The sequence below is a fragment of the Paenibacillus sp. J22FR83 genome (assembly GCF_059691955.1).
The window spans coordinates 819,151-834,655 of record NZ_JCAUAM010000001.1 but is presented as its reverse complement, the minus strand read 5'-3'; the positions used below and the strand labels follow the sequence as shown (position 1 = coordinate 834,655).

The following is a 15,505-nucleotide window of genomic DNA, read 5'->3' as shown; positions in this document are numbered from 1 at the left end:
CACGTCGAATTCAAATGACAGAGGTGGAGGCAGTATGGAACGATTTTGGAGTAATAAATGGTTTGTTGGAATGATATATGCCTTACTAATCTTAGTCGGGCTGTATTTGCTTGTGCTGATTAAACCGATCCTGTTTCACTTGTTTACATTCATCAAAGCCATCGTGATGCCGTTTTTCATAGCGATAATCATCTCGTATATATTAAATCCTGTCGTCACGATCTTGAATAAACGCAAAGTGCCGAGAACAATCGCCGTACTGTTGATCTATAGTGTATTTATCACATCCGTGACGGTCATTATTATGAATATGACGCCGATGTTTGTGGAGCAGGCCGCGGAATTAAATGAACATATGCCGCAAATGGCGATGAAGGCACAGTCCCTTGTAGATGGCTTTAATCAGAATCAACTGCTGCCGGATAGTGTTCGAAATGGATTCAATCATTCGATTGGGAAGCTGGAGTCGAAGATATCCATGGCGGTCGCGAATTACATGAATCAAATTGGATCAACCATCAATATGCTCTTTATTGCTTTCATCGTGCCATTTCTGGCGTTCTATATCTTGAAGGATTTCCAGATTATCGAGAAGACTGCGCTAGCGGTTGTACCCATCAAGCATCGCAAAAAAACCGTCTCACTGCTCATGGACATTGATTCGGCGCTCGGTAATTATATACGAGGGCAGCTCCTCGTGTGCTTGATTATCGGTGTGCTCGCTTATATAGGCTATTGGCTGATCGGCATGCCGTACCCGCTATTGCTTGCTAGTGTTGTTGCGATCTTTAATATCATTCCGTATATGGGGCCTTTCTTTGGCGCGGCACCGGCTGTTATTATGGCTTCGACCGTCTCATTGAAAATGGTGCTGTTCGTTGCACTTGTCAATTTGACGGTGCAAATTCTCGAGGGAAATGTGATTTCACCACAAGTTGTAGGCAAAACGCTGCATATGCATCCGCTGTTTATCATTTTCGCGTTACTTGTTGGTGGAGAAGTAGCGGGGGTAGTGGGATTGATCTTGGCGGTACCCTTCTTCGCAGTATTGAAAGTCATCATCCAACATGTCTTCATTCACTTCGTTCATAAGCCAACAGTCTAGGTTTATTTCACTGGGAAAGGCAGAAGACGCACAAAACCCCTTGAGCCATGACTTGCGGGATCATGGTTCAAAGGGTTTTGCACGAGGGTTGAGGAGTTAGAAAAGGTTGTGGCCCATACGTAAACCAAGAAATGGACTACGGAATAAGTGAGTAATAAGCAAGCTGTAAATTTCCATTCGATAATGAAAATCATTATCAATAAACTCAGTATACTTCTATTGAGAATCATTGTCAATGGGGTGTTAGCTATTAATTTAATCACAATGAAATGACTACTTCAGATGTTTGTCTTTATCATCTCCTTGGCCATCTTCTTCCTCTTTCTGTTCCTTCTGTTCTTGAAATTCCACATGTGATTGCCCCGTAATGTAATCAAATGGATTGTAGCGGCTATCTGGAATTTGCTTCCTTATAATTGTTTTCGCCATAATGTAAATGATTAAGACGAAGATGGGGAAAATGAGTCCGAGCAAAGTAAGTGTCGACATGTCCATGAGAAGCACCTCCATATGACTATATTCTACCTTATAATGCCCTCATATTGACAGGCAACCCCCAGAAAGTTATAATTTGCCTTATCTATATGTGAAAAAAGCGTTGATGAAACTTAGTAAGCCATAGCTCATCGTCAGAGAAGAGGTTCCGCTTGGCAGCGATAGCTGCGAAGATCGGCTGGAAGAACCTTTCGGTGCTAGGATGGCCCAAAGCTCGTTTCGGAGTGTGGATGAACTCCACCGGTTGGATCCGTTACAAATCCGCACAAGGAGATTGGATTCACTCTATGCCGCAGGCACAGGAGCACGAAGCCAATAACCAGGGTGGTACCGCGATGATTCGTCCCTGTTAACAGCAGGGGCGTTTTTTGTTTTTTCTTAACTTATCCAATAAATGGAGGCTCACAGAGATGAAAGCAAGTGAAATTCGTTCGAAATGGTTGAAATTTTTCGCAAGTAAAGGGCATAAGGTTGAGCCGAGCTCCTCATTAGTACCGCATAACGACCCATCCCTTTTGTGGATTAACGCAGGGATTGCACCTTTGAAGCCTTACCTAGATGGGCGTGAAATCCCAGAGAACCCAAGGATTACGAATGCTCAGAAATGTATCCGTACCAATGATATTGAGAATGTAGGTAAAACGCGTCGTCACCATACTTTCTTTGAAATGTTAGGGAATTTCTCAATCGGAGATTATTTCAAGCAAGAAGTTATTCCTTGGGCGTGGGAGTTCCTAACAGATCCGCAATGGATCGGGTTTGATCCGAATCGGATCTCGGTAACGGTTCACGAAGATGATGAGGAAGCTTTCGACATCTGGAACAAGCAAATAGGCATTCCTGAGGAACGTATCTATAAGCTCAAAGAAGATAATTTCTGGGATATTGGTGAAGGTCCATGCGGCCCTTGTACGGAGATTTTCTACGATCGCGGCGATAAATATGGTGACCTGTCGGATCCGGAATGCTGGCCAGGCGGGGAAAATGAGCGCTTCCTAGAAGTGTGGAACTTGGTATTCACACAGTTCAATCATAATTCCGATGGCAGCTATACACCGCTTCCTAACAAGAATATTGATACAGGCGCAGGCTTGGAGCGTTTCGCTTCCATTCTGCAAGATGTTGATTCTAACTTTGATACCGACCTGTTCTTGCCGATTATTGAGAAAACGTGTGAGCTAACAGGTGTAGCCTACCACGTGAATGAAGAGCATGATGTAGCGCTTAAAGTCATCGCGGATCATATCCGTACCGTAGCTTTCTCCGTTGGAGATGGCGTTCTTCCTTCTAATGAAGGTCGTGGCTATATCATCCGTCGTTTGCTGCGTCGGGCAGTGCGCTATGGGAAAGTCCTTGGCTTGGATAAGCCATTCTTATTCAAGTTAGTGCCAACAGTTGGCGATATTATGGGTGTTTACTATCCAGAGGTTGTAGATAAGCGTGAGTTCATCGAAAAGGTAATCCGCACCGAAGAGGAGCGTTTCCATGAGACGTTGAGCGACGGGTTGATCATTCTTGCCGAGATGGTTCAGAAAACACAGCAAGCTGGCACGAACCAAATTAGCGGGCCTGATGCATTTAAACTGTATGATACGTATGGTTTCCCATTTGATTTGACAGAGGACTTTGCGTCGGAGAAGGGGTTAACGGTTGATCGTGCAGGTTTTGATGCTTCTATGAAGGAACAGCGTGATCGCGCCCGTGCAGCGAGCAACAAAGAAGGCGGAATGAAGGTTCAAGGTGGACCACTGTCCGAACTAACGATTAAAAGCGAATTTGTTGGATATAATGAGTTGGTAGTAAGTAGCAATATTGAAGCCATTGTGCATGAGAATGAACTCGTGGAGCTGGTTGGTGTTGGTGAGACTTGCCAGGTCGTTCTAGATCGTACGCCTTTCTATGCAGAGAGCGGTGGTCAAGTTGGCGATAAAGGTACGATTCGCAATGATCAAGTGGTCTTGCAGGTTATTGACGTCATGAAAGCGCCGCATGGCCAACATGTACACAAAGTTATTGTTGAGTCTGGCGTACTTCGTAAAGGTGACGCTGTACAAGCGATTGTTGCTTCTGCTCCTCGGACAGATATTATCAAGAACCATACTGCAACACATTTGCTGCACAAAGCGTTAAAGGAAGTATTAGGCACGCATGTCAATCAAGCAGGTTCCTTGGTAGAGCCGGATCGCCTACGTTTTGACTTCTCTCATTTTGGTTCCATTACTAGTGAAGAGCTGCAAGATGTAGAACAACGTGTAAATCAACAAATTTGGAATAGTACGAACGTGGACATTTCCCTCAAAGCGATTGCGGAAGCGAAAGCTATGGGCGCAATGGCGCTGTTCGGCGAGAAGTATGGCGATATCGTTCGTGTTGTACAAGTTGGTGACTACTCTTTGGAGCTTTGTGGAGGTTGTCACGTTCAAAATACAGGTCAGATTGGCTTGTTTAAAATTGTAAGTGAATCAGGTATTGGTTCAGGCGTACGCCGGATTGAAGCGGTATCTGGCCGTAGTGCTTATGAATATTTAGATGGGCAATTACAACTGTTGAAGGAAGCAGCCGGCTTACTGAAATCGAACATCACGGATGTGCCTAAACGTGTAGATGCAACTTTGCAGCAATTGAAAGAGCTGGGGCGCGAGAATGAGTCACTGCGCGGTAAGCTAGGTCGTATTGAGGCAGGTTCGCTTACGGATCAAGTGAAACAAGTAGCTGGTGTTTCCGTTCTAGCTGCGCAAGTCAATGCGGCTGATATGGATTCGCTTCGCAACATCGTTGATGAGATGAAGGGCAAGTTAGGTTCGGCTGTAATCGTTCTAGGAGCTGCTGCTGAAGATAAAGTCAACTTGGTTGCGGCGGTAACGCCTGATCTCGTTTCTAAAGGTTATCACGCGGGTAAAATTATTAAAGAAGTCGCTGTGGCAGTTGGCGGCAGTGGTGGCGGTCGTCCAGACATGGCACAAGCAGGCGGTAAGGATGCATCCAAATTGCAAGCAGCATTAGCTAGCGTAGAGGAGCTACTTTCACAATTTGCATAATTATTTTTTGAATGGACAGGAATTTTTAAAACCATAGAGAATATATCACATGTATAACGCAAGTTTTTTCAATTATTTTACAAAGGTCACAAGGAAGTGGGGTGCTCCTGATGAGTTCCATGGACAAAACGATGAAGTTCAATGTGAAGGCGGAAGAGATCGAAACTTCGCCGAAGGATGTATTGCTGGCGGTGTATGATGCTCTTCAGGAAAAAGGGTATAATCCGATTAACCAGATTGTTGGTTACTTGCTTTCGGGGGATCCTGCCTACATTCCGCGTCACAATAATGCGAGAAGCCTCATTCGTAAACGGGAACGGGATGAACTGATTGAAGAATTAGTTCGTGCTTATCTGGGTCAACACAAATAGTAGAAAAGAGAAACAACATGAGATGGATGGGCTTGGATTATGGGGATAAAACCATTGGCGTCGCATTAAGCGATGAGCTTGGATGGACAGCCCAAGGGCTTGAAGTGATTCGCCGTAATAAGCCGGGAGAAGACATTGAACGGCTTATCCAGATTGTAAATGAATATGGCGTATCGCAAGTGGTTGTCGGGTTACCCAAGAACATGAATAATACGATTGGGCCTCGCGGCGAGATTGCAATTGCTTTTTCAGAAGAATTAAAACAAAAGATTAGTGTACCAGTACACCTATGGGATGAGCGATTAACAACCGTAGCCGCGACACGAACGCTTCTTGAAGCGGATGTAAGCCGGAAGAAACGGAAGCAAGTCATTGATAAGATGGCTGCACAGCTTATTTTACAAGGGTACATGGATGCCAATATGAAGAGGTGAATGAACGTGTCCAAAGAAGAATTGCGTGAAGAAGAACCAGAAATCATTTACATCCCGGACGATGAAGGCAACGAAGAAGAGTTCGAGGTTATCATGAAATTCGAAGTGGACGGTTCAGATAAGAAATATATGATGGTTGTGCCAACAGACGGCGGAGATGAAGAATCCGACGAAGTGTATGCATTCCGTTACGAAGAAGACGATGATGGCGAGGATTTGAAACTATTCACCATCGACGACGAAGAAGAGTGGAACATTGTGGAAGAAACGTTCAACACCTTAATGGCGGAGTTCGATGAGGAAGAAGAAGCATGAGTTCGACAACACCTTCTGATGTATTGCGCAAAACTTACGGGGATGATATCCTGTTGTCTGACGACCAAAGTGAGTCAACGGTTTATCAACTTCTGAAAGAATTCGTCTATGAGAACCAAACGTATGCTGTTATGCAATCGGAAGCGTTGAAGAAGGAAGATGAAGTTGCCCTTTTTCGTGTCGTTTCAGGTGCGGATGGTGAATATGAATTAGTTACCATTGACGATGACGATGAGTGGGAAACGGTTTCGGAGTTATACGATGAAATGGTTTTCCCTGAGCAGAATGACTTTTAAGAAGTAGATAACCGAGCGGATGATATCCGCTCGGTTTTGTTGTGCATATGGTTAATGCTAGTTAGGGAAGCTACAGCCAAAGACTTGATGAGGGACATTCTAGGAGGAATCGAACCGTTGTGAATATGGATGATCAGCTAGAAGAATTACAAAAGCCTAAGCGCAAAGTGCTGAAATGGGTATTGCTTAGCTTTGGTATCGTTGTTTTACTTGTTCTCGGCACAGCCGCCGGCATTGGCTTGTTTATTGCAAGTGCGCTGCAGCCTGTTGACGCATCTGACCAAGAGGTCCGAGTATCGATCCCGCAAGGGGCAAGTTCAATTAAGATCGCAGATGAACTAGAAACGAAGGGACTCATTAAGAATTCTTCCATTTTCACGTACTATTTAAAGTTTAAAAAGCAGGGTTCCAAATTCCAAGCTGGGGAATACACGATGAAGCCTGGCATGACATTTGAAGCGATGATTGATAAACTCAACAAAGGGGATGTCGTGAAGGAAGAAATGATCCGCATCACGATTCCTGAAGGTTATACCATCGAACAAATTGCGACCAAAGTGAGTGAACAGAGTACTTGGAAGAAAGAGACGTTCCTGGGGCTAGTCGATGACCCTGCCGGCTTTCCGAATGAGTCAACAGCATCTATTCCAGATACGAAAAATATTAGACACCGACTCGAGGGATATATTTTTCCTGAAACGTACGAATTTAAGAAAGGTTCTACCGAAAAGGAATTCGTTGAACGTTCATTGGAGCAACTAGAGAAGATGCTTGCTACGCTTCCGCCAGATTGGAAGGACAAGTTGAAGGCTCGCAATCTCTCCATCCATCAGATGCTTACAATTGCTTCGTTAATTGAGCGCGAGGTTGTTGTGGATACTGAGCGTGCTACGGTTTCTGGAGTCATTGTGAACCGCTTGAAAATGAATATGCCGCTACAGATCGATGCAACGGTTCAGTATTTATTCGAGAAGTCGAAGGATCGTTTGTTGGAAAAGGATCTTCAGATCCAAAGTCCATATAATACGTATTTGAATACAGGATTGCCGCCTGGTCCGATTGCAAGCCCAAGCCTAGCTTCAATCAAAGCGGCGATTTATCCAGAAGAAACGAAATATCTCTTCTATGTGACGAAGAAGGATGGAACCATGGGTCATTTGTTTGCGGAAACCTTTGATGAGCACAAGAAGAATATTGCCAATAGTAAAAAGGCTACGAATTAAGTTGACAGAAGGTAGGTAAGCACGTGAATAAACCAGAATTAGTCATCAGCTGCAGTTCAATTGCTGATTTGAAACAAATGATACGCGCAGGTGCGGACGCTGTAATTATAGGAGAAGATCGCTATGGGCTTCGTTTGCCAGGCGAAGTAAAGCTGAATGAGATCGGGGAATCCGTCACATGGGCTCACGAACGGAATGCGAAAGTATATGTCGCAGTTAACAATATCCTGGATAACCAAACACTCGATGGTTTACAAGAGTACTTAGCGGCTCTTCAAGCTTATGGCGTTGATGCTATCATTTTCGGAGATCCAGCAGTCGTCATGACGGTTCGTCAATTACCAGAGCCATTACCTCTTCATTGGAATGCGGAAATGACCTCGACGAATTATGCTACAGCGAATTATTGGGGCAGGCAAGGCGCCGTTCGTGTAGTTCTCGCGAGAGAGTTGAACATGGAACAGGTGCTTGATTTTAAAGCTAAGTCAGAGATTGCTGTTGAAGTTCAAGTGCATGGGATTACGAATATTTATCATTCCAAGCGTGAGCTAGTCAAAAATTATATGGCACATCAAGGGACGAAGACGGAAGAGGACCGTTCCAAAGGACGAGGACTATTCCTTATTGAACATGAAAGACGTGACCAACGGTATCCTGTATATGAGGATTGCAATGGTACGCACATTATGAGTTCTGAGGACTTCTGTATGTTGGAAAATTTGCCGGAGCTTATCGATGGTCATGTCGATAGTTTGAAAATTGAAGGCTTGCTCAAATCATCGCAGTATAATGAAACGGTCGTGAAAAGCTATCGCGCTGCAATTGATGCTTACGTTGCGAACCCTGAAGGCTACGAATTTCAGCAAGAATGGTTGGATGCGATTGTGGAGCTTCAGGATCCAGAGCGTGAGCTTAGTTTCGGATTTTTCTATAAAGAACAGGTATATTGATCAAAGAAAGAAGGTGCTCTCCTAGATGACTACAGCCGTAGAAGCACGAGCCAGAGGTAAGCGTGTAAGATTAGATAAGCCAGAGCTTCTAGCTCCAGCAGGTAATTTGGAAAAGTTGAAATTTGCGATCCATTATGGCGCAGATGCTGTATATATCGGTGGACAGAAGTATGGTTTGCGTTCGAACGCGGATAATTTCTCCAAAGAGGAAATGCGTGAAGGCGTCGAATTTGCGAAGCAATACGGGGCGAAAGTATTCGTGGCAACGAATATCTACGCACATAATGAGGATATTGAAGGCTTAGATGAGTACTTACGTGGACTACAGGAGGTCGGTATTTCGGCTATTATCGCCGCAGATCCGATCATTATGGAAACGTGTCGCCGCGTTGCACCTGAGCTAGAAGTTCATGTTAGTACGCAGCAGTCCGTAATGAACTGGCAAACCGTACAGTTCTGGAAAGATCAAGGCATCGAGCGTGTCGTATTGGCGCGTGAGGTCAGCATGCAGGAAATTGATGAAATTAAAGCGCATGTCGATGTCGAAATTGAAGCTTTTATTCATGGTGCCATGTGCAGTTCATATTCGGGGCGTTGTGTGTTGTCGAATCACTTTACGGATCGCGATTCGAACCGCGGTGGCTGCTCGCAATCATGCCGCTGGAAGTATGATCTATTCACCAAGGATCAACCGCTGGATGAACCACTAGCAACGGATTTCCCTATGTTTGCTGAGGATGATGATGCTTTCACGATGGGATCCAAGGATTTAAGCATGATTGATTATATCGCGGACATGATTGAATCGGGTGTGGATAGCTTCAAGATCGAAGGCAGAATGAAGAGCATACATTATGTGGCAACAGTCGTGAATGCTTATCGCCAGGCGATCGATGCGTATTTCGAAGATCCCGAGCATTTCAAGCTCAATCCGGTTTGGCAGGATGAGATTCATAAAGCGGCGAATCGACCTTTGAACGATGGATTCTTTTATGAGGCGCCAGGTCATGAAGACCACATTTTTGAACCGGAAGATAAGGTTGTTGGTTTTGATTTCGTTGGTTTAGTTATGGACTATAACGCAGATACAGGCGTTGCTCTGATCCAGCAAAGAAATCATTTCAAGCCAGGTCAAGAGATTGAGTTCTTCGGCCCTGAAGGGACGCATTTTAAACAAACGGTTGGAATGATCCAAGATGAAGCGGGTCAAGAATTAAATGCTGCTCGACATCCGCTGCAATTGGTGCAGATAAAGACTGTATTACCTGTAAAAAAATGGGATATGATGCGTAAAAAAACAGGAAAATAGTACCATGGAAGCTTTCTCCAGTCTGAGTTATAGTGGAGAAAGCTTTTTTTATTCTTTGTATCGTTTTATAGAGGATAATGGAAATGAATGTCGAAATTTAGGTATAACGACGCATGTAAACCTTTTCATTGAGTAGGCATTCAAAGAAGGTTAATTAGAAACTAATGGTGGTGAACGAAATGACAAAAAAACTCCAAGGTATCCGCTCTATTGTAAACAAAGTAGTTCAAGCAACAGGTCAAGTTCGAAGGGGTCGAAACGTTGACACTGCAGGTGGTGGATCTTCTTCACCGAATGGTACATACGCTTTCAAAGGTCCAGGCAGCATTAAGCTCGAAAACCCTGTGAAATCTGTGGGTATGAAGTTATTTTTGATGTTTTTTATTAGTATTTTGTTTTTCGTTCTTGTTGTAGGGATGATTTCGTATTCCGTCTCCAAAAGTGTTATTAAGAATAAAGTGTCCGAATCCAGTTTACAAACGGTCACGCAAGCAGGTCAGAAATTAGATTTCCTGTATCAGACTTTTGATGATGTATCGTTACAAATTATGCTCAATAAGGAATTACAAGATTTACTTGATAAGGTTCCCAAATTAGAAGCATCTTCTTATGAAGCACTGGATGTTACACGTCAATTAACTGAGAAATTAAACGTCGTCACCTTCTCTAATAAATCAATTAAAACACTTCATTTATACCGTCCAGATGGGAAGTTGATTGTGATCACGGGTGCTGGCGGTGCTCCAACGGCTGAGAATTCAGCTTCGACAGACTGGTTTAAAGCAACTGTAGAAAATGCAGGTAAAGTCACATGGTTGGATAGTCAAACCAAAGGATATTCCAGCAGCTCCAACAACACATTTGCGATCAGCCGTCTGATGCGTAATACGTTAACGAATTCGTCAACTGCTGTACTCGTTCTAGAACTCGGTACAGAAATTTTAACGAAAGAGCTTAGCGGCATGTCATTAGGGGATGACAGTAATGTCATTATTACGAATGCAGCGAACAAGAACATCGCAGCTAAAGACATGACAACGATTGGCAAAGAATCATCCGTTCAACTCACGAAAGAGCAGCTTGTAGAGGAACATGGTTCCTTTATCACGAAAGATGATCACTTGGTTGCTTACTATAAGTCAGCCGTATCAGGCTGGAACTTGGTTGGTGACATCCCCGTTAGTGCGTTGGTGAAAGATGCGAAGAAGATTTACAACTATACGCTCCTAATTGCCTTACTTGCAGCGATTGCAGCGGTTATCATCGGTATCATTGTAGCTAGAATGATTGGCAGCCCACTCATTAATCTTCGTAACTTGATGCAGCAAGGTGCCAAAGGTAAACTGACTGTTCGTGCCAATTACAAGTCCAAGGATGAGATTGGCCAATTAGGTGCAAGCTTTGACGTTATGATGCAGCAAATCACGACATTGGTACAACAAACAAGTACTTCTGCACAAGCCGTATTTGAAACTGCGCAAGAATTGACGAACTCCTCCAAAGTAACGGCAACAGCGGCAAGAGAAATTGCTGTGGCGACGGATGAAATTTCGAATGGCGCAGGCGGTTTAGCAACGGAGTCTGAGAAAGGCAACGAGCTAACACACCATATTGGTATTCAAATGAAGCAAGTAATTGAAGCCAATCTTGAAATGGGAACTGCGGCAGCGGATGTACAAACGTCCAGTGAACTTGGAACGAAGTATATGTCAGAGTTGATTGCCAAAACGAACCTAACGGAAGAAATGATCCGTTCCATGGTTGATAAAGTGGATAAACTGAAAGAAAGCACACGTTCGATCCGTAAAATTTTGGATCTCTTGAATAACATTTCGAAGCAAACGAATATCTTATCTTTAAATGCTACAATTGAAGCGGCACGTGCAGGTACAGCAGGCAAAGGCTTCATGGTCGTTGCGGATGAAATTCGTAAACTTGCTGATCAGTCCAAACAATCGATCGATGTTGTTGGGCAAATTACTGAAACAATTCAAGGTGAAATCGATGAAACGGTTAAAGTTCTTTCAACAGCAACCCCAATCTTCCAAGAGCAGATCATGGCTGTTAAAGAAGCAGATACGATTTTCAAACAAGTAACGAATCACATGGGCGGCTTTATTGTTCAATTGAGCACGGTTAGTGATTCCATTTCTACACTGGAACAATCACAAGTGGTACTGTCTGATGCGATGACGAATGTCAGTGCAGTTGCTGAGGAATCGTTGGCCACTTCCGAGGAAGTTGCTTCCTTAAGTTCTGAACAACTGAGCATTAGTGATGGTTTGGTGAAATTGTCAGACAAGCTGGATCAACTGTCGCAATCATTGACCGATACTTTATCCAAATTCGAAGTATAAGAGCAAGAAGATGAGTCCACTCTCCAATAGGAGGGTGGATTTTTCTTGTTTTTACGTGGTAGATCCGGTTTGCCTAGAAGTCAGAATGCCGATACTGGGAGTATTAAGGTCATTTTGAACCATACCAAAGGGGATCGTACTATGCGTGAGAATCAATTATCATCGATGGAGAAGAGACGTATGTTTTTGATGCTCTTTTTGATTCTGCTTATATTTGCATGCCTATTCGGCAAGTTGTTCTGGATCCAAATCGCGGCAACGGAAAGCTATTCATCGCGAGGGATCAATTTGGTGAAAAACTCGGTGATACAAAGGCAACGCGCACTTGTCTTAGAGAGTGGAAGAGGCGAGATACTGGATCGCCATTTACAGCCAATGACTGGTAAAATTATGAAAGCGTTAGTCGCCTTCCCGATCAACAATGAATTTGCAATGAATGGGGGCGAAGTGAGCCAATTAGCGCGTGTTTTGAAAACGAATAAGGAAAGCTGGCTTGTATTTGCACATAATTTGAAAGAGCCGCAAGTATGGGGAACGCAAGATGGGGGGAAGGCCGTCTCCTTAAGTTCTCAACAGGTGAAAGAAATAGATGCGTTAGGACTCGCTAGTATTAAGGTAGTAGAAATGGAAGATCGTTATCCTACGGGGATGACTGCTCGTCAGTTAGTTGGTTTTATCGGTCAAAATCCAGATCGCGTGATGCAGATTTACGGTTCTGATTTGGAAAAAGGGCGAGTTGCCCTAACTTCCAAAATTGGTGGAGCCGGCCTTGAGAAGTCTTTCGATTCGTGGCTGCGCGGTGTGGGTGAAACTTCAATCTCATATTTCACAGATGCGGGGAAGAGGCCTCTTGCGGGTTTGGATGCACGGATGATCGCTCCGGATAACTCGTACTACCCTGTGAAGCTGATAACAACGTTAGACAGCGACGTACAGCAGCAAATTGAAGCTCTCATGGACAAGCTGCATATTCGTGAGGGAGCGGCCGTTGTACAGGAAGCATCAGATGGCGATGTGATCGCCATGGCGAGCAGGCCGAATTATAATCCATTACAAGTGGACCTAGCCAGTAATAATTGGAGTAATTATGCAATCAAGGCAACGGCGCCTGGTTCGATTTTCAAAACCATTGTAGCCGCGGCAGCGTTGGATGAGAAGGTTGTGAAGCCTACGGAAACGTTCAACTGTGAAGGTGCGCTTGGGAAGTATGGTTTTACTTGCTGGAGGAGGGATGGGCATGGCCCTTTAACCCTAGAAGAAGGATTCGCCCAGTCGTGTAATATCGTGTTTGCGAACGTGATGCAGCGTCTAACGGCCGCTCAACTAGAGACATATGCCAATAAACTAGGCGTGCTTAATGAGGTAGGCTGGACAGGGAAGACGGATATGAGAGATGTTTTTGAACAATTTGACTCGGAGGAGAAAGGGCAATTATTTGCTGCGCATACCCCAGAGACGGATGAGGGGGTTCTGATGCAAACAGCGATTGGTCAAAGGGATGTTAGAATGACGCCACTACAGGCATCGAATATGGTTGTGACTTTGTTGAATGATGGCAAGGGCTTCACCCCTCGGGTTGTGCAAGAAATCCAGTATCAAACGGGGCGTAAGATGGAGGCATTTCCTGTGAAAAGCTTGAATTCTGACGCTGGCAAAATTTCAGCGACAACGAGCCGCACGTTGCTCAATTGGATGCGGGAAGTCGTCACAGAAGGAACAGGGCAAAGTCTGCAAGGTGCGAAGTGGAAGTTGGCAGGGAAGTCAGGGACAGCACAGATTCAAAATGGCAAGCAAGAAAAGGTGAATCAATGGTTCATTGGCTATGGTCCTGTGGAGACGCCACAATATGCCGTATCTGTCGTAATCAAAAATACAGACCCAACCGAAAGTAATAAGGCAATTCCTTTATTTAAGGGGATCATGGACATTTTGGCGAGTCAAGGGTTGTCAAACAGCAAATAACAGGTATGATGGATGTTAGGTCCATTTGGCTATCCATGCTGATGACACATACTACACTCAGGAGATCTAACTTTATGCTTACCCAATTGCCTTCAACTTTACGAGTACTTGATCGTTCAAATAACATGGAATCCCAATCGATTTTATATGCTTTTGCTCTAGAAGAGCTCTTATGCCGTGCAATAGGGCAAGGAACATCCCCTCTCTTACATATTTGGCGGCACCCACGCGCTTTCGTTATGGGATTAAGAGACAGCAGATTGTCAGGCGCCGCTCAGGCAGATGAATGGCTGCGAAGTCAAGGTTATGATACCGCCGTACGCAATTCAGGTGGAGCGGCAGTCCCATTAGATCGGGGAGTCGTCAATCTATCTTTGCTGCTCCCGAAGGGTTCAGGAGATATGGAGCACCGTAAAGATTTTGAGGGGATGGTCGGCTTAATTCGAGATGTGATGGCTTCCATTACAGATCAAATTGACCAAGGGGAAATTATCGGTTCCTTTTGCCCGGGAGAATTCGATCTGAGCATTGGTGGGCGTAAATTCTGCGGGATAGCTCAGCGTAGGCAGCAGCTTGCCATTTCGGTACAAGCTTTCCTAATCGTCGAAGGCCGCGGCGAGGAGAAGGCTGCATTAGCCCGTGGATTTTATGAGAGGGCTGCAATCTCGGCTACCAAGCAAGATTACCCAACGGTTGTACAGGAAAGCATGTCGAGTTTAGCGGAGTGCTTGCAGCTGCCGTTAACAGCGGAGATGTTCGTAGAGCAGCTACGACAGGTGATGAGCACCGCAGGGATCCAGTTTACCCAAGCCGAAGAAATCACGGGGTATCCCACTGAATCCCAAGTGCATGAGATGATTGCTTTAATGAAAGATCGTTATGGACTTTCAACCTAGAAAGTAATGCAACGCCGCTGGCATCTCGACTTGCCAGAAGCCCCATATATGCTTGCCAGGTTTCTCTATATAGTGAAGCGTGGCATTTTTGTCTTGCAGAAATGTGTGCGTCAGTCTGTTTTCTCGGACGAAATCGAAAGTGCCGCGTTCCGTTGTAACGTCGGTTTCATCTGTGCCAATCAACATGTACATCTCTAACCAAGATAAGTCGTCCTCTTGTTTGATTCTTTCGCGTGTTATGTCGAAAAATGCGCCTGACAAGGATATAACTCGGCAAAAAAGGCTAGGATAATCTAAGGCGAGATGCAAGGAAACTGTCCCACCAAGAGAATCTCCTGCAAGAATGCGTTCTGATCTCTCCGTACGGACGGGATAACGACTTTCTACATAAGGGAGAAGCTCCTCTGCGAAGAATTGACAGTAAGCATCATGGCGCTCTCCTTCCGGTGCATATTCGGATGTCCGGTTAGCGTTATTCACATCGACTCCGACAACAATGGCAGGTTCTAGATCCTCATCGAGGATTAATCGTGTAAGGGTTGTAGCAATTCTGCCGAAATTAAAGAACTGTTCACCATCTTGACAGTAAATAACAGGATAAGAGAGCAGTTCGTTATAACCAGGGGGGAGATAGATCCGCAGGGGGCGATTTTCTCCGAGCAGGTTCGAGGTGACTTCATCTTTGACAATAGTACGCTTATACAAACGGGAGTCGTCTGACATCGTTTATCTCCTTCTCATTTGGGGTAGGTGT

General features: G+C 44.6%; 14 protein-coding genes. 12 read left to right on the top strand and 2 right to left on the bottom strand.

The window, feature by feature from the left end:
* Window positions 1-34: 34 nt before the first annotated feature.
* Entirely contained in the window at window positions 35-1,105 is a 1,071-nt protein-coding gene (locus AC58PV_RS02830) for an AI-2E family transporter (RefSeq protein WP_497430770.1), read from the top strand.
* Window positions 1,106-1,378: 273 nt separating this feature from the next.
* Here AC58PV_RS02830 and AC58PV_RS02825 read toward each other — a convergent pair whose 3' ends face one another.
* Window positions 1,379-1,600, bottom strand: coding sequence for a DUF3951 domain-containing protein (locus AC58PV_RS02825; RefSeq protein ID WP_497430769.1), 222 nt, complete (start codon window positions 1,598-1,600; stop codon window positions 1,379-1,381).
* Window positions 1,601-2,010: 410 nt separating this feature from the next.
* Between AC58PV_RS02825 and alaS the strand changes: the two genes are divergently transcribed.
* The 11 genes from alaS (at window position 2,011) to AC58PV_RS02770 (ending at window position 14,751) form a co-directional block, all read left to right on the top strand.
* A complete protein-coding gene (gene alaS, locus AC58PV_RS02820; RefSeq protein ID WP_497430768.1) occupies window positions 2,011-4,638 on the top strand; it encodes an alanine--tRNA ligase in 2,628 nt (875 codons plus the stop codon).
* 110 nt (window positions 4,639-4,748) lie between these two features.
* A complete protein-coding gene (locus AC58PV_RS02815) occupies window positions 4,749-5,009 on the top strand; it encodes an IreB family regulatory phosphoprotein (protein WP_028555746.1) in 261 nt (86 codons plus the stop codon).
* Window positions 5,010-5,026: 17 nt separating this feature from the next.
* The gene (ruvX, locus tag AC58PV_RS02810; RefSeq protein WP_497430767.1) at window positions 5,027-5,443 is read left to right on the top strand and encodes a Holliday junction resolvase RuvX; all 417 of its coding nucleotides are present in this window, start codon (window positions 5,027-5,029) and stop codon (window positions 5,441-5,443) included.
* A gap of 6 nt (window positions 5,444-5,449) precedes the next feature.
* Window positions 5,450-5,758: a DUF1292 domain-containing protein gene (locus AC58PV_RS02805; RefSeq protein WP_056610485.1), complete on the top strand. Its 309-nt coding sequence runs from the start codon at window positions 5,450-5,452 to the stop codon at window positions 5,756-5,758.
* On the top strand, window positions 5,755-6,054 hold the full coding sequence (locus tag AC58PV_RS02800) for a DUF1292 domain-containing protein (protein ID WP_068665578.1): 300 nt from the start codon (window positions 5,755-5,757) through the stop codon (window positions 6,052-6,054). The genes AC58PV_RS02805 and AC58PV_RS02800 overlap by 4 nt, the downstream gene beginning before the upstream one ends.
* A 125-nt stretch (window positions 6,055-6,179) precedes the next feature.
* Window positions 6,180-7,277, top strand: a complete 1,098-nt coding sequence (mltG, locus tag AC58PV_RS02795) for an endolytic transglycosylase MltG (RefSeq protein ID WP_497430935.1) — start codon at window positions 6,180-6,182, stop codon at window positions 7,275-7,277.
* Between the two features lie 23 nt (window positions 7,278-7,300).
* On the top strand, window positions 7,301-8,227 hold the full coding sequence (locus AC58PV_RS02790; RefSeq protein ID WP_497430766.1) for a peptidase U32 family protein: 927 nt from the start codon (window positions 7,301-7,303) through the stop codon (window positions 8,225-8,227).
* A gap of 25 nt (window positions 8,228-8,252) precedes the next feature.
* Window positions 8,253-9,536: a peptidase U32 family protein gene (locus AC58PV_RS02785; RefSeq protein WP_497430765.1), complete on the top strand. Its 1,284-nt coding sequence runs from the start codon at window positions 8,253-8,255 to the stop codon at window positions 9,534-9,536.
* 179 nt (window positions 9,537-9,715) lie between these two features.
* Window positions 9,716-11,893: a methyl-accepting chemotaxis protein gene (locus AC58PV_RS02780; protein ID WP_497430764.1), complete on the top strand. Its 2,178-nt coding sequence runs from the start codon at window positions 9,716-9,718 to the stop codon at window positions 11,891-11,893.
* Between the two features lie 45 nt (window positions 11,894-11,938).
* Window positions 11,939-13,855 (top strand): peptidoglycan D,D-transpeptidase FtsI family protein, encoded by a 1,917-nt coding sequence (locus AC58PV_RS02775; protein ID WP_497430763.1) that lies wholly within the window; start codon window positions 11,939-11,941, stop codon window positions 13,853-13,855.
* 74 nt (window positions 13,856-13,929) lie between these two features.
* Window positions 13,930-14,751 (top strand): lipoate--protein ligase family protein, encoded by an 822-nt coding sequence (locus AC58PV_RS02770; RefSeq protein WP_497430762.1) that lies wholly within the window; start codon window positions 13,930-13,932, stop codon window positions 14,749-14,751.
* Here AC58PV_RS02770 and AC58PV_RS02765 read toward each other — a convergent pair.
* Window positions 14,743-15,474 (bottom strand): alpha/beta hydrolase, encoded by a 732-nt coding sequence (locus AC58PV_RS02765; RefSeq protein WP_497430761.1) that lies wholly within the window; start codon window positions 15,472-15,474, stop codon window positions 14,743-14,745. The genes AC58PV_RS02770 and AC58PV_RS02765 overlap by 9 nt on opposite strands.
* Window positions 15,475-15,505: the final 31 nt, after the last annotated feature.